The organism is Ruegeria sp. YTSC230 (assembly GCF_059609665.1).
In genome coordinates this window covers 300,220-317,835 of sequence record NZ_JBXWMC010000006.1, presented here as the reverse complement: position 1 = coordinate 317,835, position 17,616 = coordinate 300,220, and the positions used below count along the sequence as shown (strand labels likewise).

Sequence of the window (17,616 nt, the reverse complement as noted above, 5' to 3'; positions counted from 1 at the left end):
CGCCTTGTTTTCTGGCGAGAAATTAGTGGTGGCGCTAAACTTTGACTTGGTTGCGCTAACTGCGCCAAACCGTCCTGTTCATGCCCCAAACGACCATGTTAAGACCCGCGCATCCGCCGGTTTTTCCCGGTATACTGCCCCAAGAGCGCCCCCGGCCCAACTGCCGGCGCGCCGCCACAGGAGAAGAAACGCATGACATCTGGACGGGTTAACCCGCAATTCCGCCTCGAAGATCAGGGCATCGAGGGTCTGGGCAATGTCTATTACAACTTCATGGAACCGGCGCTGATCGAAGAGGCGCTGAAGCGCGGCGAAGGCACTCTTGGCAATGGCGGAGCCTTTCTGGTTACCACCGGCAAATTCACCGGCCGTTCGCCCAAGGACAAACACGTCGTCAAAACCGACAGTGTTGCCGATACCATCTGGTGGGAAAACAACGCCGCGATGACCCCCGAGGGTTTTGACGCGCTGTATACCGATATGCTCGAGCATATGAAGGGCCGTGATTATTTCGTGCAGGATCTCGTCGGCGGCGCCGATCCCGCCTATTCGATCAATGTGCGCATGGTCACCGAACTGGCATGGCACAACCTGTTCATCCGCCACTTGCTGCGCCGTCCGGATCGCGAAGATCTGGAAGAGTTCATTGCAGATTTCACCGTCATCAACTGCCCTAGCTTCCTGGCCGACCCGGCCAAGCATGGCTGCCACAGCGAGACCGTGATTGCGCTGAACTTCGACCGCAAAATGATCCTGATCGGCGGTACGGAATACGCGGGCGAGAACAAGAAATCGGTTTTCACCCTGCTGAACTACATGCTGCCTGAAAAAGGCGTGATGCCGATGCATTGTTCGGCCAATCACGCCGTTGGCAACCCGGTCGACACCGCCGTGTTCTTTGGCCTGTCTGGCACCGGCAAGACCACCCTGTCTGCAGACCCTGCCCGCACGTTGATCGGCGATGACGAACATGGCTGGTCGGATCGCGGCACCTTCAACTTCGAAGGCGGTTGCTATGCCAAGACCATCAATCTGAACGCTGAAGCCGAGCCGGAAATCTATGCGACAACCAGCAAATTCGGCACTGTGATCGAGAACATGGTCTTTGACCCCGAAACCAAGGAGCTGGATTTCGAGGATGACTCGCTGACCGCGAACATGCGCTGCGCCTATCCGCTTGAGTATATCTCGAACGCCTCGAGCAGCGCGCTGGGTGGGCACCCCAAGAACATCATCATGCTGACCTGTGATGCATTTGGTGTTCTGCCTCCGATCGCGCGATTGACACCGGCACAAGCGATGTATCACTTCCTGTCTGGCTTCACGTCGAAAGTTGCAGGAACCGAGCGTGGCGTCACCGAGCCTCAGCCCACCTTCTCAACCTGCTTTGGCGCGCCCTTCATGCCGCGTCGCCCGGAAGAGTATGGCAACCTGTTGCGCGACAAGATCGCCCAGCATGGGGCGACCTGCTGGCTGGTAAACACCGGCTGGACCGGCGGCGCCTATGGCGTTGGCAGCCGGATGCCGATCCGCGCAACCCGCGCGTTACTGACAGCTGCCTTGGAAGGATCGCTGCGCGACGCCGAGTTCCGTAAGGATGCTAATTTCGGCTTTGACGTCCCGGTCTCGGTTCCCGGCGTTGCCGAAGTTCTGCTGGATCCGCGCCGCACTTGGGATGATCAGGCAGCATTTGACAAGCAGGCTGAAAAACTGGTGCAGATGTTTGCCGAGAACTTCGAGCAGTATCTGCCCTTTATTGACGATGACATCAAAGCCGTCGCAATCGGTTGATATCAAAGGGGGCGGTTTTCGCCCCCTTCCTCTTCCCACAGACGAGTAACTTCGCGGTAATCTTCTTGTGGTTGTATAATGCACCTTGCATATACAAATTCATTGCCCGCTGCAGCAGATTGCAGTACTCCACTGTGTCATTATGACGTAAAAGCCCGGCGCTTTCGCACCGGGCAGGAAGTAAAAAGACCTTGGGGACACTCAATGAGCGCGCACTCACATTCGCGATTTGAGCAACCTAATCAGATATCTAGTGTAATCCATCGGGGATGGGTGTCAACATGAGACGTGCTGAAAAAATTCAGTTTCGGCGAGTTTCTAACTTTCGCTTTAGCGCGAAAGGCGACAGGGAAAACGACAGGTAAACAAATGACGGAAATCTCGAAACTGACCGAACTTCGCAAATTGATGCAGAGTATGGAACGGACGCTTGGGCTGGAACAACTCTCTCCGGTTGAGCGTGACATTTACTACGCGGCTGAAGAATTGTCGAAAGCCGATCAGGAAGTCCGTACGTTCGGTTTGATCGAGCATACCCTTGTTCAAAGCGTCTCGCGCCCGACATTTTTCCGTGCGCTGAAGTCGCTGGTCCAAAAAGGCTATCTGTCTCAAAGCGGCAACGCCAACCGGGGGCGGTATATCGTACATGCGCCCAGGTGACACCGCCAACCTGCGTGTTGATGGCTAATCATCGTGCGCAGATGGGCCTCTGACACTTTCTTCGCCTCATTGGCTTACATAGTTGCATCATTCCTCACCTTTGAGGTCTTGATGCCGCTGCAAAACGTGTTCTTTCCGGAATATCCAAGCCGGGCCAGCCTGCTGTTCCTACCTCACGGGGTTCGGGTCCTGGCGGCGTGGCTATTAGGGTGGCGTGCGATTTTCGCATTGTTGCCGGGCGTCTTTGCAGTCTTTGCATTCCTGGGGGGTGCAGATGTCTTTTTGCCCAGCCGCTTGTTGGCAATTGTCATCGCGGTCACAACGGTTCCCACCGTGTTCTACTTGCTCAAGTGGGCAGGTTGGGACTTGTTCCCCAGACCCGATCGCAAACCCTGCTGGTTGTGCGTCATGGGTGTCGGCGTGATCACGTCGTTCCTGGCATCCGCTATGACAAACATGAGTTTTGGCAGCGCAGGGGTAGAGTACATCGCCTTTCTGATCGGCGATATCTCGGGGCTGTTTTTCTTGATGCTGGGGCTTTACTTCGCGTTTCGGTTTATGGACCGCAGAACTTAACCTATCAGACCGCGGCGCAGCAAGTTCAACCCAGCGGCCAACAACACAACCAAAGTCACTTTTCGAAACAGCGCCTGATCGATTCTCGATTGCAACTGCATGCCCACCCACATCCCGATCACCGCCGGAACGATCAGGGCAGCCGAAAACGGCGCGGTGTCGGCCCGCAGGATACCTGATCCCATATGGGCGACCATCAAGGCAATTGCGCCCAGCCCATAAATGACCCCCTGCACCCGCATTTGCACGGCTTTCGGCGTGTTCAGAGCCGTCAGGTACGCCACTGTTGGTGGCCCCCAAATACCAGACATACCACCGACAAATCCTGCGACGGCCCCTATGAGAACCTCAACACGGGCCGATGGTTCTTTCAGCGCCAACTTCACACCCAGGACCTGGATCAAGGCAAAGAACGTGACCGGAACGCCAATCATCAACAGGAAGGTCGATGTCGGTACCAAAGTGACCAGCTTGGCTCCGGCCAGAAGGAACACCAAACCCACGATTAAAAAGATGCGAAACTCCCTGACCGACGACACGGCCGCGGAAACACCCTGTCCCAAAGCCTGAAAGACATTAGTTACCAGTGTCGGAAGGATCAGACCCGCGATGGCCAGCTCGGGCGGTAGAAAGACACTCAACCCTGAAACCATAACCATCGGCATGGCAAAACCGACGATACCTTTGATCCACCCAGCCAGAAACGCAACGCTCAGAGCCAGCAGAAGATCCTGTGGAGGTAGTAAAGAAAACAATGTCATGGCCCCCTGATATCATTCCTGACGGGCGCTGCACTGCAAAAACGCTCGAGAAATATTAGAACTTTTTCGCAACGTAATACGTATTTTTGTTGCGCTGCACGTGCAGCATGATATGACCAGACGACACGAGAAAAGGACACGATTCATGGCCCATGACGGACAGGATATGACCCAGATGACGACACCTGCGATTTTGCCCGATCTTCTGACGCTGACCCGTGCGGCCGCACCCGCCGTTGAAACAGTGTTTGAGCGTGCGCGTGAGTCGGTGCGCGGTATGGTTTCCGCTGATGGCCGTGTATCCGGTGCCTTGATCGAAGCCAATCAAACTGCCGCCCATGGCTTGTCATGGCTGGCCACATATTCTCAGTCCCTAAAACAGATGCAACGCTGGGCCGAGGCGCTGGAGGCCGATGGCAAGTTCGGCGAGATCGAACAATTGCTGCACCAAATCGCCTTTGGCGAATACCTGCACCAGGTTGCGGGCGGCATTCCGATGAACCAGGGCGAAGTCGTGCGCCTGCAGGACATGGGTCTTGGCTGGGACGCGCTTTCCGGATTTCAGATCCCCGAAATTCAAACGCTGATGGCACAGGCCAATTCTCAGGCCGCCCGCACACGGCTGGTGGCTCTGATGGAAGATCAGGCCGGTGCCACTATGTTCGGCGCCTCAGGCCTGGATGAAGAACTCGAGATGATCCGCGACCAGTTCCGCCGCTATGCGGTCGAAAAGGTCGAGCCCCACGCTCATGATTGGCACCTCAAAGACGAACTGATCCCGATGGAAGTCATCGAGGAACTGGCGGAAATGGGTGTCTTTGGCCTGACCATCCCCGAAGAATTTGGCGGCTTCGGCTTGTCCAAAGCCTCGATGTGCGTCGTGTCCGAGGAATTGTCGCGCGGTTATATCGGCGTGGGCTCTCTTGGTACACGCTCCGAGATCGCGGCCGAGCTGATCATCGCGGGCGGCACCGATGAACAAAAAGCCAACTGGTTGCCTAAACTGGCCAGCGCCGAAATTCTGCCGACAGCCGTTTTCACCGAACCAAACACTGGCTCGGATCTGGGCAGCCTGCGTGCACGTGCGGTCAAGAACGCGGACGGTGACTATGAGATCACCGGCAACAAAACCTGGATCACCCACGCGGCACGTACCCATGTGATGACGCTGCTGGCCCGAACCAACCCGGACACTACCGATCACCGCGGTCTGTCCATGTTCCTTGCGGAAAAGACGCCAGGCACAGACGAGACCCCGTTCCCTACCCCCGGCATGACCGGCGGTGAGATCGAAGTTCTGGGCTATCGCGGGATGAAGGAATACGAGCTGGGCTTTGACGGTTTCAAAGTCAAAGGCGAGAACCTGTTGGGCGGTGAAGAAGGCAAAGGCTTTAAACAGCTGATGGAAACCTTCGAAAGCGCGCGCATTCAAACCGCTGCCCGCGCCATTGGTGTGGCCCAAAGCGCGCTGGATATCGCGATGCAATACGCGCAGGACCGCAAACAGTTCGGCAAGTCGCTGATCAACTTCCCCCGTGTGTCCGGCAAACTGGCCATGATGGCGGTCGAAATCATGATCGCCCGTCAGCTGACATATTTCTCAGCCTGGGAAAAAGATCACGGTCACCGCTGCGACCTTGAGGCCGGCATGGCCAAGCTGCTTGGCGCTCGTGTGGCCTGGGCTGCGGCGGATAACGGTCTGCAAATCCATGGCGGCAACGGTTTTGCGCTGGAATACAAGATCAGCCGCGTTCTGTGTGACGCGCGCATTCTAAATATTTTTGAAGGGGCTGCCGAAATTCAGGCACAGGTTATTGCACGGCGTTTGCTGGGCTAACCGGAATTAGGCATCCCGTTTCCCCAACTAGACCCGGTCTTGTGCCGGGTCATTTTCTTTGTTCCGAACTCCAGTTTGAAATTCACGCCGTCTGTTCTGTGACAGGATAGAGACCTTTCTGATCCTCAATCGAAAAAACTTCCCCCTTTGCTTTTTGTTGAAACCCCTTTAGGGCACGCTGCGACCCAAACCGGGCCCAAGGATGGTGATGACAGAATGACCCAACTATTTTTTGCGCTTTGGGCGACCGTTGCAGCTCTGATACTGGGCGGATGCGCCACAACCCAGCCTGTGGCGGGCTACACCGAGGTGGACGAGCTGGCACTGGCGATCGAAAACCTTGGACCCCAAGTCGATCCCGCCGAGGCACAAAAGGCCGCCACCATCGCCTACACCTATTCGCAGCAACTGAAGCGGGATTGGAACGTCACAGACCCGGCGATTATCCATAACGCCAAGGTCATCAACGGGTTCCGGGAAAAGGGATTGTGCAACGACTGGGCGCAGGCCATGACCCGCCGCCTGCAGCAGGAAAACTTCCGAACTTTGGACGTGCACTGGGCTACGTCGCCCCCAACCGCCTTTCGGATCATCCACCATTCTGCCGCTATCAGCGCCAATGGAGACACGATGAAAGATGGCATCATCCTTGATCCATGGCGCAACAGCGGTGCACTGTTTTGGGATCAGGTAACTGACGACACCAGATACAATTGGCGGCCGCGCCTGGACGTTCGCGAAGAACTTATCAGCGGTGAGATCCCCTACTAATCTGGCTTCGCCGGTTCCCTCGGCACCAGTAAGAAAGTAAGACACCCGAATGATGCGTCTGATCCTGACACTGCCTTTGATTGGCCTGTTTCAATGCGACAGGGACGAATCTGTTGCCGCCTACGGCGCCGCGGACCAGACTTGGGTGCTGCAGGAAATCGACGGGCAGCCTTTCGAGGCCAGCGCCATTTTGCGGTTCCCCGAAGAGGGCAAGATCGCGGGTAACGCCCCTTGCAACAGCTATAGCGGCACCCTGAACGCGCCCTACCCCTGGTTCGAGATTATGGACCTGACCGCAACACGTGCGGCCTGTGCCGGGCTTGAGGCCGAAGGCTTCTATTTCGCTGCGCTGATTGCGATGACGCAGTCCGAAGTATCCGGCGACCTGTTGATACTGCGCAATGACGACGGGCACGAAATGGTGTTCAAAGCCGCCGAGTGAACTGATCCACAAATCTTGCCCGCGCATCCGGCAAGGGGTTATGCCCCAGGGACGGGGCTAGATGGTGTTCCAGAAAGTAACCGGTGGTTTTCAACCCTGCGGCAATCTCAGCGTCCGGCGCTTGCCCCTCACCGCGCAAACAGGGTGGCAGGGGCAACAGCTTATCCGCCCATTCGCCAGCACCATCGGCGCTAACGGCTCGACCAGTCTTGGGGGAGACATAGACCAACCCATCCGCCGCCCCTGTCACAGCACAGGCCGACAGGTCCAGGCCAAAGCCCAGTTCTTCAAGCAACGCCAATTCCCAGCGCAGGTAAGCTAGCGGCCAGATTTCGTCCTGCCCCAGCAGATCCAACAACTGTTCGGTCTGTTTGTAGATCGCTGGATGCGGTTCACGCTCGGGCAGGCAAAAGGACAACAGCGCAACGGACGCGTTCAATCCTGCCAACGCCATCCGACCCGAAAATGCCGCTGCTGCGCGTGAACGCAAAGGTTCAACCTGAAAAGCGCCAAGATGTTCTTCCAACCGCGCCCGCCACAAAACATCAAGCTGCGCACCGGGTTGCAGGATCGGGGCGATCTTGCGGCTGGTGCCGCCGCGTACGACGCCTGCATGACGACCGTGGCCTTCGGTGAAGACCTCGATAATCGCCGCCGTTTCGCCATGCCGACGAGACGTCAGAAGGATGCCGTGATCGCGCCAGTCCAAATCAGGCTCCTTTCGTCTCAGGCTCGCCCCCGGTTTGCAACAGACCGCAAGGCGGAAACATCCGCAAGGGCGCAGGCATCCAACTGGTCTTTGGAATTAGAACCGGGCCCTGAAGGCCACCCCAACCAACGGCGCGGTTTCATAGTTTTGGCGGCTGAGTTCCGTGCCGTTCGCATCATCCAGTGTAAGACGCCCATCCAATTCAGCGCCTGCAAAAACGTTAAGCGAAATGCCGGGATTGGGATTGTAGCCAAAGGAAACCACCACTGGAATACTTTTGTCCTCGCCTATCCCGTTTGGGGCCAGCCCTTCCTCGTCAAGCCGGAACCGAATGCGCTCAGAGCGAGCAGAAAGGCCGAGGGTCATCGTGTCATTCAGCGCATAGCTGAGTGTCAACCCCGGCCCCTGCGTTGCGCCAATCCCCGAGCCGGTATTCAGGTTCCAACGGTCATTGATATCCCAATCCACCAGAAGCGCCGGAAAAAAATCGATATCATCGTCTTCGAACTGCGAAAACGCTCCAAACGCAGGGCCGATGGTCAGGCTCTCGCTTAACTTCCAGGCAATACCAGCAAAGACACCATAAGTTCTGCCGTCCGCCGCATCAGCGCCGCTCTGGTAGTCCCAGCGGACCTGCGGTGACACGAAAACGCTTGCAGTATTGCCGGCACGAAATCGAAGTGGAACAGAGATTCTGATGTCGCGGATGTCCTCCCACGGTTGGTTATCCGCCTGACTAAAGTTGTAATCGAACCTGCCGATGCTTGCTGACAGCCCAACCGAAGTTCCACCATTCAGATTATACAAAGCGGTTGTTCGCAAAAACGCGCGGCTGGCCGAGAACTCCCCGCCTTCACTCAGGTCCGCGTTGCTTTGATAAGCGGCCAACCCATCGATTTGATAAACCCACCCCAACCTCTGCTGCGCAAAGGTGGGCGAAGTCACCATGCCCAAGACAAGGATCGTTGAACAGCAGGCCAAAGTGAAGGTTTTCATTTTTTTTCAACTCGATAGGGGCAAGGACACATTCTCAGATAGCATTCTGTCGGACACGATCAAATAATTGAAGGGAACTGAATTGTAGAGTGTGACAGCGAAGTCGAAGACAGACCCTGCGCACTGGTTTTTACTCACCACCGAAACGATGGCCGCCAGAAAAGACCTGAGATTGCGCTGTAACTCCCATCTATGGTCAATAAGTTACCAACCTCGTTTCCTTGACAACGCGGGGTTGCCACCCTTTATTTAACAACACAGTTAAACAGGAGGTCACGATGCGAGGCATAACCATTACATATTCCTTCGATGGCAACGAAGCCGAATGGCAGGCCACCATCCGCACATTTATCGAGGCAATCAACGCCGACCCTGAGGCGGCTGGAAAATTCACCTATCAGGTTGCGGTCGCTGATGACGGAAAGTCCCGGGTTCACTGGGGCCGCTGGGACAGCGTCGAGACATTGGCTCATGTGCAATCGCAACCCTATTTTCAGGCCTTCGCACCCAAAGTAAAGCAATTCGCCGGTGAAACATTGACCACCACCGGGCACGATATCACGCTTAAAAGCAGCGGCTGGTGACGCCTTGGCACCGGATCGTGGCGGCTGGTCAAAACGTTAAACCGGCGTGGATCAGGATGCCCACAACCATCAGGACATTCAGCACCATCGAGATACCGTTGCCCACATAAATAGGCAGCTTGCCGACCACCAGCCCGTAGGCGAACCATAAGAATGACAGCACAGCAAAGAGCGACCAAGACAGCAGAGACTGGCCGGTCGCATGTTGTGAATGCGTGAAGTACAACTTGATCAACTGCGGCAGCGTGGCAAAAGGGCCGACAATGCCAATGAAGATCATGAAGCCTTCAAACCGATGCATCCAATGACCAAGTTCTGATTTTTCAAGCTTTTCAGCGAGTGTTTCGGCCATACATACACCTATTATCTATTCAAACGGTGCGGCGATCCTCGCCGACAGAGTGCGGGTAAAATAGACGTTTTGGTCCGAGCGACCAAGACCCGTTGAACTGCGTGCTAGTCCAATCCCTCTTCGCCCAGCAGATGACGCCCTTGTCGGTCTTCAACCTCGATCACCCAAAGGTCAGGGTCAAAGCTGCGTTGCCGGGTGATGGCGTCGTCAACCTCTGCTTCGGCGCCGGAGGAAAGCTCGACCCATTTGCGCTCACCGCTCATCAGATCAAAGCTGCGCTGAAATGCGGCCGCTTGCCCATCCAAGGTGTTTAGTTTGACCAACACCGCGCCCGCTGTGTCGTCGCCGTGTGCCACGACAAAAGCCGGGATTTCCTGAAAACGCAGCCGCGCCAGATAGGCGTGGACCCAGAAATCAGCCGTCAGGCGGGTCATGCGTTTCCGTCTTTGAAATCCAGACCCATTTCAGAGTAACGCTCGGATTCCTCCAGCCAGTTCGGGCGCACTTTGACCTGCAGGAACAGATGTATCTTGCGGTCCAGGAACTCTTCCAGCTCGGCCCGCGCGGCTTGGCTGACCGCCTTGATCGTCTCGCCCTTTTTGCCCAGTACTATGCCCTTGTGACCGTCGCGCATGACATAGATGATCTGGTCGATCTTGGCAGAGCCGTCTTTGCGCTCTTCCCAGTTTTCGGTCTCGACCGTCAGCTGATAGGGCAACTCCTGATGCAGGCGCAGGGTCAGTTTCTCGCGCGTCATCTCAGCCGCGATCATGCGCAGGGGCAGATCGGCGATCTGATCTTCGGGATACAGCCACGGGCTTTCGGGCAATTCCGCAGCCAGCCATTTGCGCAGATCCTCAACGCCATAGCCCTTTTCGGCGGAAATCATAAAGGTTTCGGAAAACGGGTAGCGTGCGTTCAAGTCACTTGTCAGGGCCAGCAGCACCTCAGACTGGACCTTGTCGATCTTGTTGATCGCCAACGCAACCTTTCGGCCCTGCCCGATCTCTTCCAGACCTTCGAGGATACGCTCGACCCCTTCGGTGATGCCGCGATGCGCTTCGATCATCAGAACGACGACATCTGCATCCGCGGCTCCGCCCCAGGCCGCGGCAACCATGGCCCGATCCAAACGACGACGCGGTTTGAACAGGCCGGGTGTGTCTACAAAGACCAGCTGCGCATCGCCTTCCATTGCCACACCGCGAATGCGGGTACGGGTCGTCTGAACCTTATGCGTCACGATCGAAACCTTGGCCCCGACCATGCGGTTCAGCAGGGTGGATTTGCCTGCGTTGGGCTCTCCGATCAGGGCGATAAATCCGGCGCGTGTGGTCATGTGTCTGGCGTTCCTGGTTGCAAGTGCGCACCCCTATAGCAGAAAGGCCGCGCGGGCCAGAGGGATTTGTCGCATTGCGGTCATGCAAAATCGGTGGCACGCCTAATCCAAGCCGCGCCAATTCCAGCCAGGCGACCATCGGAAAATGAGGCAAGACATGAAACGTCGCGAGTTTCTTTTGGGCAGCGGGGCCGCTGCCGGCGCGCTGGGTCTGGGCGGTTTCGGGTTGGCGCAGGGGACGCCGGAGTTAACCATTCAACCAGCAAGCTTTGCCCTGCGGGATACGGTGACGACCGGAATGGTCAGCCTGTCCCCTAACGCACCGCCGCCGGTATTGTATGGCAAGCAAGGGGAAGTGATGCGGTTACCCGTGCGCAATACGCTGTCGGAATACACGGCAATGCACTGGCACGGGATGCGGATCGCGAACAATATGGACGGCGTCCCTTACCTGACCCAAATGCCATTGGGTGAAGGAGAGGTCTTTAACTATGAATTCACTCCGCCCGATGCAGGCACCTACTGGTATCATCCACATTGCATGACGATGGAGCAGATGGCCCACGGTTTGACGGGCGTCATGGTGATTACAGAACCCCATGACCCCGGATTTGACAGCGAACAGGTGATCAACCTGCGCGGTTTTCGGTTGGATGAAGATGGCGCGTTCCTGCCCGCCTATACCCAGCGCGGCGCCGCGCGGGCCGGGACCTTTGGCAATGTCCACACCGCCAACTGGGTGCAGGGTGCTGTCTACGATCATGCCGCAGGCAGTCTGGTGCGACTGCGAGTCGTAAATACGGACACAACGCGTATCTACAAACTGCATCTTGAGGGCGGCGATGCACGGATTATCGCGTGGGATGGCCATCCGCTTGAGATTAACATCCCGATGCCCAACACTGATGAGCCACTTCTTGTCGGGCCCGGTCAGCGTGTGGATTTTGCGGTAGAAATGCCCGGCGACGAGGGGCGCAGCGTTGCGCTGATGGCAAAATTGCCCGGTCAGCCGCACAGACCTATGGCACAGCTGCGCGCAATCGGATCATCAGCGTCACGGGACCTGCAAGAGTTGCGCCCTCTGCCCGTCAACCCGGTCGCGAAACCCGATCTGACCAATTCCGAGCTGCACGAGTTTGTATTTGGCTGGACCCCCGAAGGTGGTAAACCCAACAACGGGTTCTGCGGCTCGCTGGGGTATAACTTCTGGTCCATCAATCGCAAACCATGGCCCGGCGACGCGGCGCAGGGTGTTGGGCCTTTGGCAACGCTGGAAATGGGCAAAAGCTATGTCCTTCGGCTGCGAAATGAATCTCCTAACTTGCACCCGATCCACCTGCACGGGTTGGCTTTTGTGCCGATACGGTCGAACCTGCGCCAACTGCTGCCTCTGATGACCGACACGATGCTGTTGCTAAAAGACGAGGTTGCCGAGATCGCGCTGGTCGCTGATAACCCGGGCGACTGGGCGTTCCACTGTCATGTCATCGAGCACCAAAAGACCGGGCTGACTGGATTTATCCGGGTGGTCTGAGGGGCGTGCTAGACGCCCCCCAGGCATTTCATGCGTTCTGGCGCTCAATCAAGCGCAAGACGGCAACCATGACGATCCCGTAAAGAACATGCCCGATTAGTGCGACCCAAGTGATCGCCGAGAAGTTCAGGAACGTCGGCAGACCGGACAAGGTCGTGATACCACCCAAAGCAAAAACCCAGAGACCAAATCCGTAAATAGCCGAGGCCACAAACATATGAACGGGGCCAAGTACCTTAACCCAGACCGGTTTGAAGATCAGAAACCACCCCAGCGGATAGGCAATCAGGCCCACAAGATAGAAATGCACGAAAAAGCCCAAAAACGCATTGCTGGGCAGGCCGAGACTGGACAACAGGCTCTGGGCCAGCCCTTCCGGTGAAAGATTGGCCCAGCCGATGCCGGGGCTGACAACCTGCCCCCAGAAATCGAAGGCGATCGTCGCGATAAAACCGGCGATGAACAAAAAGCCGATATTCACTGTGGTCAGTTTTGCGCTTTGCATTTGAATGCCTCAAATCATTGTATCTGTTTCGCTTTGCTCGCTTGTTCTTAGACATGCGCCAAAGCGGATGATGTTCAGATACGCCCGCGACCCGAGATCTGCTATAGGCCTCAAGTTAGATTGAGAATTGTGACATGTTCGGGCTGTCGAGGGTTGCTATTTCAACTGATCCAGCAGCGCCTTTGCGGCGGCTTGTTCCGCCTGACGTTTCGACCCTGCCGTTGCCTGCGCTTCGGTTCCGTCCTGCAACCTAGCCGCAATCGTAAACACCGGTGCGTGGTCGGGACCGCTGCGTTTGACTTCGATGTAAGCGGGCGGTTTTTGCCCACGCGCCTGCGCCCATTCCTGCAGCGATGTTTTGGCGTCCCGCGCATCCGCTTCAACGTTGTGGACGCGATCCCCCCACAGTCGCAGGATGACATCGCGCGCAGCCTCAAAACCGGCATCGCGATAGATTGCGGCGATCACAGCCTCCATCGCATCACCCAGCAAGGCCTGTTTGCGGCGCCCACCTGACAGCATCTCGGACCGGCCCAGTTTCAGCACCACGCCAAGATCGATTTGCCGAGCCACATCGGCGCAGGCCTCTTTGCGGACCAAAGCGTTGAACCGAGGGGCCAACTGCCCTTCGGATGCTTTTTTGTCGGCCTCCAGCAGGGCGGTTGCCATGACAAGACCCAGAACCCGATCGCCCAGAAACTCCAACCGCTGATTGTCGGGTCGTGTCGAGGACGAGACCGATCCATGGGTCAGTGCACGCACCAGCAGTTCAGGGTTCGAGAATTCGTACCCCAGACGCTGCTGGAACGCCTTTATCTCGGTCGAAAGCTTCAATTGACCGCCTTAAAGAAACGATCCCCGCGCCATGTCCAGAAGAACAGCATCGACCGGCCAGCGGATGAGAACAGGATGCGATCAGCCCGCCCGATCAGGTCTTCGTAAGGCACATAGCCAACGCCACCTGCGGATTGTGGCACGCGGCTGTCGCTGGAGTTGTCGCGGTTGTCCCCCATGAAGAAGTAATGCCCTTCGGGAACCGTATAGATGCCGGTATTGTCAGCGGCCTGGTTGCCGATGTTCAGCACTTCGTAAGACACACCGTTTGGCAAGGTTTCGATCATCCGCGATTTTTCGCAGTCACCGCCAAAGCCGACAGGACCGTTTTCGCAGCGCGGGCGCAAACCTTGCGAACCTTGTGGTTCGGCGACTTCGGTGAATACACCATCAGGTTCCTGTTGTACGGCTGTGCCGTTTAGAATGATTTGACCGTCCCGCACTTGAATGCGATCCCCGGGCAGACCGATCAGGCGTTTGATGTAATCGCGGCCGCTAACCGGGTGGCGGAAAACAATGACGTCACCGCGTTCGGGGTCACCACCCCAGATACGGGTGTTTTCATCGCTCTGCATCCAGCCACAAAGATCTTCGGCGTCAACATTCAAACCGACGCTTGGGATGATCAGGCTGGGACAGGACGCGTAAGAATAACCGTAAGACATTTTGTTGACGAACAGGAAATCCCCGATCAACAAGGTGGGCTTCATCGAACCCGACGGAATCCAGAACGGCTGAAACAGGATCGTGCGGAAGACGCCCGCGATCAGCAGGGCATAGACGATGGTCTTGATCGTCTCCCAAACGGCGTTACCTGTTTTGGCTTCCTCGGCCATACTGCTCTCCGGTCGTTTATTCGTTGGGGTGCTACATGCGGGTCAGTTACGGGCAAGTCAAGGCTGCGCGGGGCCATCGTGAAGCGGACGCGCCTCGATCACCACGAATGCCTGTGCCCAGGGGTGATCGTCGGTCAGGGTGACGTGGATGATGGCCTCATACCCTTCGGGCGTCATCTCTTTCAGTCGATCCGCCGCCCACCCCGTGACATGCATCACTGGCTGACCCGTGCGCAGATTGGTCACCGACATATCCTTCCAGGCGATGCCCATAGCCAGACCCGTGCCTAACGCCTTGGAGCACGCCTCTTTCGCGGCCCAGCGTTTGGCGTATGTTCCGGCGACATCAGCGCGACGTTCCGCTTTGCTCTGTTCGGTTTCGGTGAAGACACGATTGCGAAACCGGTCGCCAAACCGGTCGAGTGTGCCCTGAATGCGGTCGATATTTGCAAGGTCCGTGCCGATGCCGAGGATCATAGGTTCTCACTTAATACATTGAGCTCAGGTCTGCGCATTTCTCGTAACCCGCGGTCCAATAAAGCGCGGCAGGTAATGGTGCAGACTACAATCGCGACTGCCAAATAGTACGCATCCATCGGATCTACTAGTAGTGAGTCGAAAGGGATACTTTCACCAATGGCCACGACAACGAGCGACGATAGAACCAGGGCGATCACCAAACCCATAACCGCCATCGCGGTACTCGCAGTCAAAAGATGAATCCCTTTGGGCCACTCTGATTGCTTCTTTGCGTAGTGGGAACCTTCCACATATGCGGCCAAGCCAAACGCAGCGAGTTCGAACAAATGAAAATAGTCTAGGACGCTGATCCAAATTTTCTCGGATAAATTCGCAATTAAATACAGATACATAAAGATACTTGGAGAAGCCCCCAGCGATCCGTGATCTACCAACAAGACACGCACAACTGCTTCAATGAAGAAAAGAACCAGAATACAGACGAACGCTGCCGAAAATACCCATGTAAATCTGAGTATGTTAAAGTTCACGCGAATGCCTCTTTCACCCCAACCGCACCGTCAAAATCTTGTAACTCGCCACCCCAAAGAACCCGGCAAAGGCGGAGTCGAACCAGCGACGGGCGCGGCTGTAGACGCGCACCATACGCTCGGAAGAGAAGAGAAAGGCGTACCCGATGAAGACCAGCAACGATCCTGCGTATAGTATGGCGAAATAGCCCAACAACATCGATAGGCTGGAATCACTCGGGGCGACGATGGCATAAATCGACCCCCAGCTCAGGATCGCCTTAGGGTTGGTCAGGTGAATGGCCGCGCCCTTGGCAAAGATTGTGCGAAAAGAGCCGGTGACAGGGTTGCCCATAGCAACCTCATCAGACGTCATCGCCCGGCGCAGCGCCTTGATCGCCAACCAGCCTAAATAGGCCACCCCCACATAGCGGATGATCTCGAACACCCAGGCATTTGCCAACATGACTGCTGACAGGCCCAGCGCTGCGGCGATGCCCCAAGCGGCAGAACCAGCACAAATGCCCAAAGCAAACACCAGGCCAGCGCGGCGACCTTCGTTCATTGCCGTTCCGGCAATCCCCATTGTTGCAGGCCCCGGAGAGCCACCGGCCATCAGCCAGGCAAACCAAATGGCAACAAAACCGGGCGTGATCATCCGCGCGCCTCATCCATTAGACGCCGCATCTCGGCCATGGCAGGCGTGAGGCCGCGAAAGATCGCCTCGCCAATAAGGAAGTGGCCGATATTCAGCTCGCGCACTTCGGGGAATGCCGCGATCGGTTGTACGGTGTCATAGGTCAGGCCGTGACCCGCGTGCACCTCAAGGCCCAGTGAATGGGCAAAAGCGGACATTTCGCGCAGGGCTTCCAACTCACTGTTGGCCTTGTCCGCGTGGCCCTCAGCCATGGCATCGCAATAGGCACCGGTGTGCAGCTCGATCACTTCAGCGCCGATACGATGCGCGGCCTCGATCTGGCGCTGATCAGCAGCGATAAAGATCGATACACGACACCCGGCATCGCGCAGCGGAGCGATAAAATGAGCCAGCTTGTTTTCCTCGCGCGCGACTTCCAGCCCGCCTTCAGTGGTGCGTTCCTCGCGCTTTTCAGGGACGATGCAAACGGCATGCGGCTTATGGCGCAAGGCAATTTTCTGCATCTCGGGCGTCGCGGCCATCTCAAAGTTCAACGGCACCGATAAGACATCCATCAACCCGTCGATATCTGCATCCGAGATATGGCGGCGGTCTTCGCGCAGATGCGCGGTAATGCCGTCAGCCCCGGCCTCTTCCGCCAGCTTGGCGGCACGCAGCGGATCAGGATAGGCCCCGCCCCGCGCGTTGCGAACCGTGGCCACGTGGTCGATATTTACGCCAAGACGCAGGTGGTTGTCAGACATCGCTCGAATCCTTCTTAAGGCCCTGGTCTGAACCTAGGGTATTCATCAATGGAACGGCAGGCTTAGTTTCGGCCAAGCGTTTGATTTCGTCAAACTTTGCCTTGATCTTGTCGCGACGGCGCTGCTGATAGGTGCGGATCAGCGGCAAGCTGAGATAGGAGCAAATTACACCCGCCAGAATGCCCGGAAGAACGCCGCCAATCATGTAGGGAAAGAAAACCTCGTTATAGAAGATGCTGAGCCCATGCCAGTCCGCGACACGGTCGGTGAACATGGCAATAAAGTTGTTCTTCAGATCACCCATTGCATCTGTGAACTTGCCCATCAGACCATGCGTGTCGCCTTTGTGGAACTTGGTTCCCAGCAGGAAATGCCCGGTCTGCAGGCAAACCACACCGATTGGCACATAGGTGAGTGGGTTGCCAAAGAATGTTCCACTCAGTGCCGCCAGAATATTCCCGTTCAGCAAGCGTGCCACCACAGCAGCGACCAGAAAATGCAATCCGTAGAACGGAGTGAATGAGGCAAAGACGCCTGCACCGATGCCACGCGCAATTCGCTCGGGGGAATCCGGCAGCCTACGAACACGATGCTTGACGTAGTGAAAGGCCCGCGTCCATCCACCACGAGGATAGACGAATTCAGACGCGATCTGGACAGGCGAGCGTCGGTCTCGGCGCTTAAATACCACTCCTGATC

General features: G+C 56.7%; 22 protein-coding genes. 8 read left to right on the top strand and 14 right to left on the bottom strand.

Annotated features, from left to right (window positions below):
• Positions 1-192 precede the first annotated feature (192 nt).
• The 3 genes from AC2FD9_RS14415 (at position 193) to AC2FD9_RS14405 (ending at position 3,027) form a co-directional block, all read left to right on the top strand.
• Positions 193-1,791 carry a phosphoenolpyruvate carboxykinase gene (locus AC2FD9_RS14415; protein ID WP_109312292.1) on the top strand — a complete coding sequence of 533 codons (1,599 nt, stop codon included), beginning with the start codon at positions 193-195 and terminating at the stop codon, positions 1,789-1,791.
• 369 nt (positions 1,792-2,160) lie between these two features.
• Positions 2,161-2,451: a hypothetical protein gene (locus AC2FD9_RS14410; RefSeq protein ID WP_058273655.1), complete on the top strand. Its 291-nt coding sequence runs from the start codon at positions 2,161-2,163 to the stop codon at positions 2,449-2,451.
• 111 nt (positions 2,452-2,562) lie between these two features.
• On the top strand, positions 2,563-3,027 hold the full coding sequence (locus tag AC2FD9_RS14405; RefSeq protein WP_496698571.1) for a hypothetical protein: 465 nt from the start codon (positions 2,563-2,565) through the stop codon (positions 3,025-3,027).
• On the opposite strand, the gene AC2FD9_RS14400 is transcribed toward AC2FD9_RS14405, so the two are convergent.
• The gene (locus AC2FD9_RS14400) at positions 3,024-3,788 is read right to left on the bottom strand and encodes a sulfite exporter TauE/SafE family protein (RefSeq protein ID WP_496837494.1); all 765 of its coding nucleotides are present in this window, start codon (positions 3,786-3,788) and stop codon (positions 3,024-3,026) included. The two genes, AC2FD9_RS14405 and AC2FD9_RS14400, sit on opposite strands and share 4 nt — an antisense overlap.
• Before the next feature lie 145 nt (positions 3,789-3,933).
• Here AC2FD9_RS14400 and AC2FD9_RS14395 point away from each other — a divergent pair, with 145 nt between their 5' ends.
• From AC2FD9_RS14395 to AC2FD9_RS14385, 3 genes are all read left to right on the top strand, one after another.
• Positions 3,934-5,625, top strand: coding sequence for an acyl-CoA dehydrogenase family protein (locus AC2FD9_RS14395; protein ID WP_496837493.1), 1,692 nt, complete (start codon positions 3,934-3,936; stop codon positions 5,623-5,625).
• Between the two features lie 216 nt (positions 5,626-5,841).
• Positions 5,842-6,396 (top strand): hypothetical protein, encoded by a 555-nt coding sequence (locus tag AC2FD9_RS14390; protein WP_496837492.1) that lies wholly within the window; start codon positions 5,842-5,844, stop codon positions 6,394-6,396.
• 49 nt (positions 6,397-6,445) lie between these two features.
• Positions 6,446-6,838: an META domain-containing protein gene (locus tag AC2FD9_RS14385; RefSeq protein ID WP_058278935.1), complete on the top strand. Its 393-nt coding sequence runs from the start codon at positions 6,446-6,448 to the stop codon at positions 6,836-6,838.
• On the opposite strand, the gene recO is transcribed toward AC2FD9_RS14385, so the two are convergent.
• The gene (gene recO, locus AC2FD9_RS14380; RefSeq protein WP_058273270.1) at positions 6,822-7,547 is read right to left on the bottom strand and encodes a DNA repair protein RecO; all 726 of its coding nucleotides are present in this window, start codon (positions 7,545-7,547) and stop codon (positions 6,822-6,824) included. The genes AC2FD9_RS14385 and recO overlap by 17 nt on opposite strands.
• Before the next feature lie 96 nt (positions 7,548-7,643).
• The gene (locus AC2FD9_RS14375; RefSeq protein WP_496737186.1) at positions 7,644-8,543 is read right to left on the bottom strand and encodes a hypothetical protein; all 900 of its coding nucleotides are present in this window, start codon (positions 8,541-8,543) and stop codon (positions 7,644-7,646) included.
• A gap of 278 nt (positions 8,544-8,821) precedes the next feature.
• Here AC2FD9_RS14375 and AC2FD9_RS14370 point away from each other — a divergent pair, with 278 nt between their 5' ends.
• Positions 8,822-9,127, top strand: a complete 306-nt coding sequence (locus AC2FD9_RS14370; protein ID WP_496837490.1) for an NIPSNAP family protein — start codon at positions 8,822-8,824, stop codon at positions 9,125-9,127.
• Between the two features lie 28 nt (positions 9,128-9,155).
• On the opposite strand, the gene AC2FD9_RS14365 is transcribed toward AC2FD9_RS14370, so the two are convergent.
• From AC2FD9_RS14365 to era, 3 genes are all read right to left on the bottom strand, one after another.
• The gene (locus AC2FD9_RS14365) at positions 9,156-9,479 is read right to left on the bottom strand and encodes a SemiSWEET transporter (protein WP_282169906.1); all 324 of its coding nucleotides are present in this window, start codon (positions 9,477-9,479) and stop codon (positions 9,156-9,158) included.
• Positions 9,480-9,583: 104 nt separating this feature from the next.
• Positions 9,584-9,913, bottom strand: coding sequence for a DUF1491 family protein (locus AC2FD9_RS14360; RefSeq protein ID WP_496837489.1), 330 nt, complete (start codon positions 9,911-9,913; stop codon positions 9,584-9,586).
• Positions 9,910-10,818 carry a GTPase Era gene (gene era / locus AC2FD9_RS14355; RefSeq protein WP_058273275.1) on the bottom strand — a complete coding sequence of 303 codons (909 nt, stop codon included), beginning with the start codon at positions 10,816-10,818 and terminating at the stop codon, positions 9,910-9,912. The genes AC2FD9_RS14360 and era overlap by 4 nt, the downstream gene beginning before the upstream one ends.
• 157 nt (positions 10,819-10,975) lie before the next feature.
• Here era and AC2FD9_RS14350 point away from each other — a divergent pair, with 157 nt between their 5' ends.
• Positions 10,976-12,352 (top strand): multicopper oxidase family protein, encoded by a 1,377-nt coding sequence (locus AC2FD9_RS14350; RefSeq protein WP_496837487.1) that lies wholly within the window; start codon positions 10,976-10,978, stop codon positions 12,350-12,352.
• 28 nt (positions 12,353-12,380) lie between these two features.
• Here AC2FD9_RS14350 and AC2FD9_RS14345 read toward each other — a convergent pair whose 3' ends face one another.
• The 8 genes from AC2FD9_RS14345 to AC2FD9_RS14310 form a co-directional block, all read right to left on the bottom strand.
• The gene (locus tag AC2FD9_RS14345; RefSeq protein ID WP_282169908.1) at positions 12,381-12,857 is read right to left on the bottom strand and encodes a hypothetical protein; all 477 of its coding nucleotides are present in this window, start codon (positions 12,855-12,857) and stop codon (positions 12,381-12,383) included.
• 156 nt (positions 12,858-13,013) lie between these two features.
• Entirely contained in the window at positions 13,014-13,691 is a 678-nt protein-coding gene (rnc, locus tag AC2FD9_RS14340; protein WP_496837485.1) for a ribonuclease III, read from the bottom strand.
• Positions 13,688-14,527 (bottom strand): signal peptidase I, encoded by an 840-nt coding sequence (lepB, locus tag AC2FD9_RS14335; protein WP_108861278.1) that lies wholly within the window; start codon positions 14,525-14,527, stop codon positions 13,688-13,690. The genes rnc and lepB overlap by 4 nt, the downstream gene beginning before the upstream one ends.
• Before the next feature lie 57 nt (positions 14,528-14,584).
• The gene (gene acpS / locus AC2FD9_RS14330) at positions 14,585-15,004 is read right to left on the bottom strand and encodes a holo-ACP synthase (RefSeq protein ID WP_496698548.1); all 420 of its coding nucleotides are present in this window, start codon (positions 15,002-15,004) and stop codon (positions 14,585-14,587) included.
• Positions 15,001-15,537 carry a hypothetical protein gene (locus AC2FD9_RS14325; protein ID WP_496837483.1) on the bottom strand — a complete coding sequence of 179 codons (537 nt, stop codon included), beginning with the start codon at positions 15,535-15,537 and terminating at the stop codon, positions 15,001-15,003. Before AC2FD9_RS14325 ends, acpS begins: the two co-directional genes overlap by 4 nt.
• A 13-nt stretch (positions 15,538-15,550) precedes the next feature.
• Positions 15,551-16,174, bottom strand: coding sequence for a LysE family translocator (locus AC2FD9_RS14320; RefSeq protein ID WP_496837481.1), 624 nt, complete (start codon positions 16,172-16,174; stop codon positions 15,551-15,553).
• Entirely contained in the window at positions 16,171-16,917 is a 747-nt protein-coding gene (locus tag AC2FD9_RS14315; protein WP_496837480.1) for a pyridoxine 5'-phosphate synthase, read from the bottom strand. The genes AC2FD9_RS14320 and AC2FD9_RS14315 overlap by 4 nt, the downstream gene beginning before the upstream one ends.
• Complete coding sequence (locus AC2FD9_RS14310) at positions 16,910-17,608, bottom strand: DUF2062 domain-containing protein (protein ID WP_108861282.1); 699 nt, start codon at positions 17,606-17,608, stop codon at positions 16,910-16,912. The genes AC2FD9_RS14315 and AC2FD9_RS14310 overlap by 8 nt, the downstream gene beginning before the upstream one ends.
• Between the last annotated feature and the right edge of the window lie 8 nt (positions 17,609-17,616).

Bases quoted from the DNA above. Each gene is read 5' to 3' on its own strand.
- AC2FD9_RS14395 (WP_496837493.1), top strand. From the start codon at position 3,934: ATGGCCCATGACGGACAGGATATGACCCAGATGACGACACCTGCGATT.
- AC2FD9_RS14370 (WP_496837490.1), top strand. From the start codon at position 8,822: ATGCGAGGCATAACCATTACATATTCCTTCGATGGCAACGAAGCCGAA.
- AC2FD9_RS14345 (WP_282169908.1), bottom strand. From the start codon at position 12,857: ATGCAAAGCGCAAAACTGACCACAGTGAATATCGGCTTTTTGTTCATC.
- AC2FD9_RS14410 (WP_058273655.1), top strand. From the start codon at position 2,161: ATGACGGAAATCTCGAAACTGACCGAACTTCGCAAATTGATGCAGAGT.
- era (WP_058273275.1), bottom strand. From the start codon at position 10,818: ATGACCACACGCGCCGGATTTATCGCCCTGATCGGAGAGCCCAACGCA.
- AC2FD9_RS14375 (WP_496737186.1), bottom strand. From the start codon at position 8,543: ATGAAAACCTTCACTTTGGCCTGCTGTTCAACGATCCTTGTCTTGGGC.
- AC2FD9_RS14315 (WP_496837480.1), bottom strand. From the start codon at position 16,917: ATGTCTGACAACCACCTGCGTCTTGGCGTAAATATCGACCACGTGGCC.
- AC2FD9_RS14350 (WP_496837487.1), top strand. From the start codon at position 10,976: ATGAAACGTCGCGAGTTTCTTTTGGGCAGCGGGGCCGCTGCCGGCGCG.
- AC2FD9_RS14385 (WP_058278935.1), top strand. From the start codon at position 6,446: ATGATGCGTCTGATCCTGACACTGCCTTTGATTGGCCTGTTTCAATGC.
- acpS (WP_496698548.1), bottom strand. From the start codon at position 15,004: ATGATCCTCGGCATCGGCACGGACCTTGCAAATATCGACCGCATTCAG.
- lepB (WP_108861278.1), bottom strand. From the start codon at position 14,527: ATGGCCGAGGAAGCCAAAACAGGTAACGCCGTTTGGGAGACGATCAAG.
- AC2FD9_RS14360 (WP_496837489.1), bottom strand. From the start codon at position 9,913: ATGACCCGCCTGACGGCTGATTTCTGGGTCCACGCCTATCTGGCGCGG.
- AC2FD9_RS14405 (WP_496698571.1), top strand. From the start codon at position 2,563: ATGCCGCTGCAAAACGTGTTCTTTCCGGAATATCCAAGCCGGGCCAGC.
- AC2FD9_RS14390 (WP_496837492.1), top strand. From the start codon at position 5,842: ATGACCCAACTATTTTTTGCGCTTTGGGCGACCGTTGCAGCTCTGATA.
- AC2FD9_RS14365 (WP_282169906.1), bottom strand. From the start codon at position 9,479: ATGGCCGAAACACTCGCTGAAAAGCTTGAAAAATCAGAACTTGGTCAT.
- AC2FD9_RS14415 (WP_109312292.1), top strand. From the start codon at position 193: ATGACATCTGGACGGGTTAACCCGCAATTCCGCCTCGAAGATCAGGGC.
- AC2FD9_RS14320 (WP_496837481.1), bottom strand. From the start codon at position 16,174: ATGATCACGCCCGGTTTTGTTGCCATTTGGTTTGCCTGGCTGATGGCC.
- AC2FD9_RS14400 (WP_496837494.1), bottom strand. From the start codon at position 3,788: ATGACATTGTTTTCTTTACTACCTCCACAGGATCTTCTGCTGGCTCTG.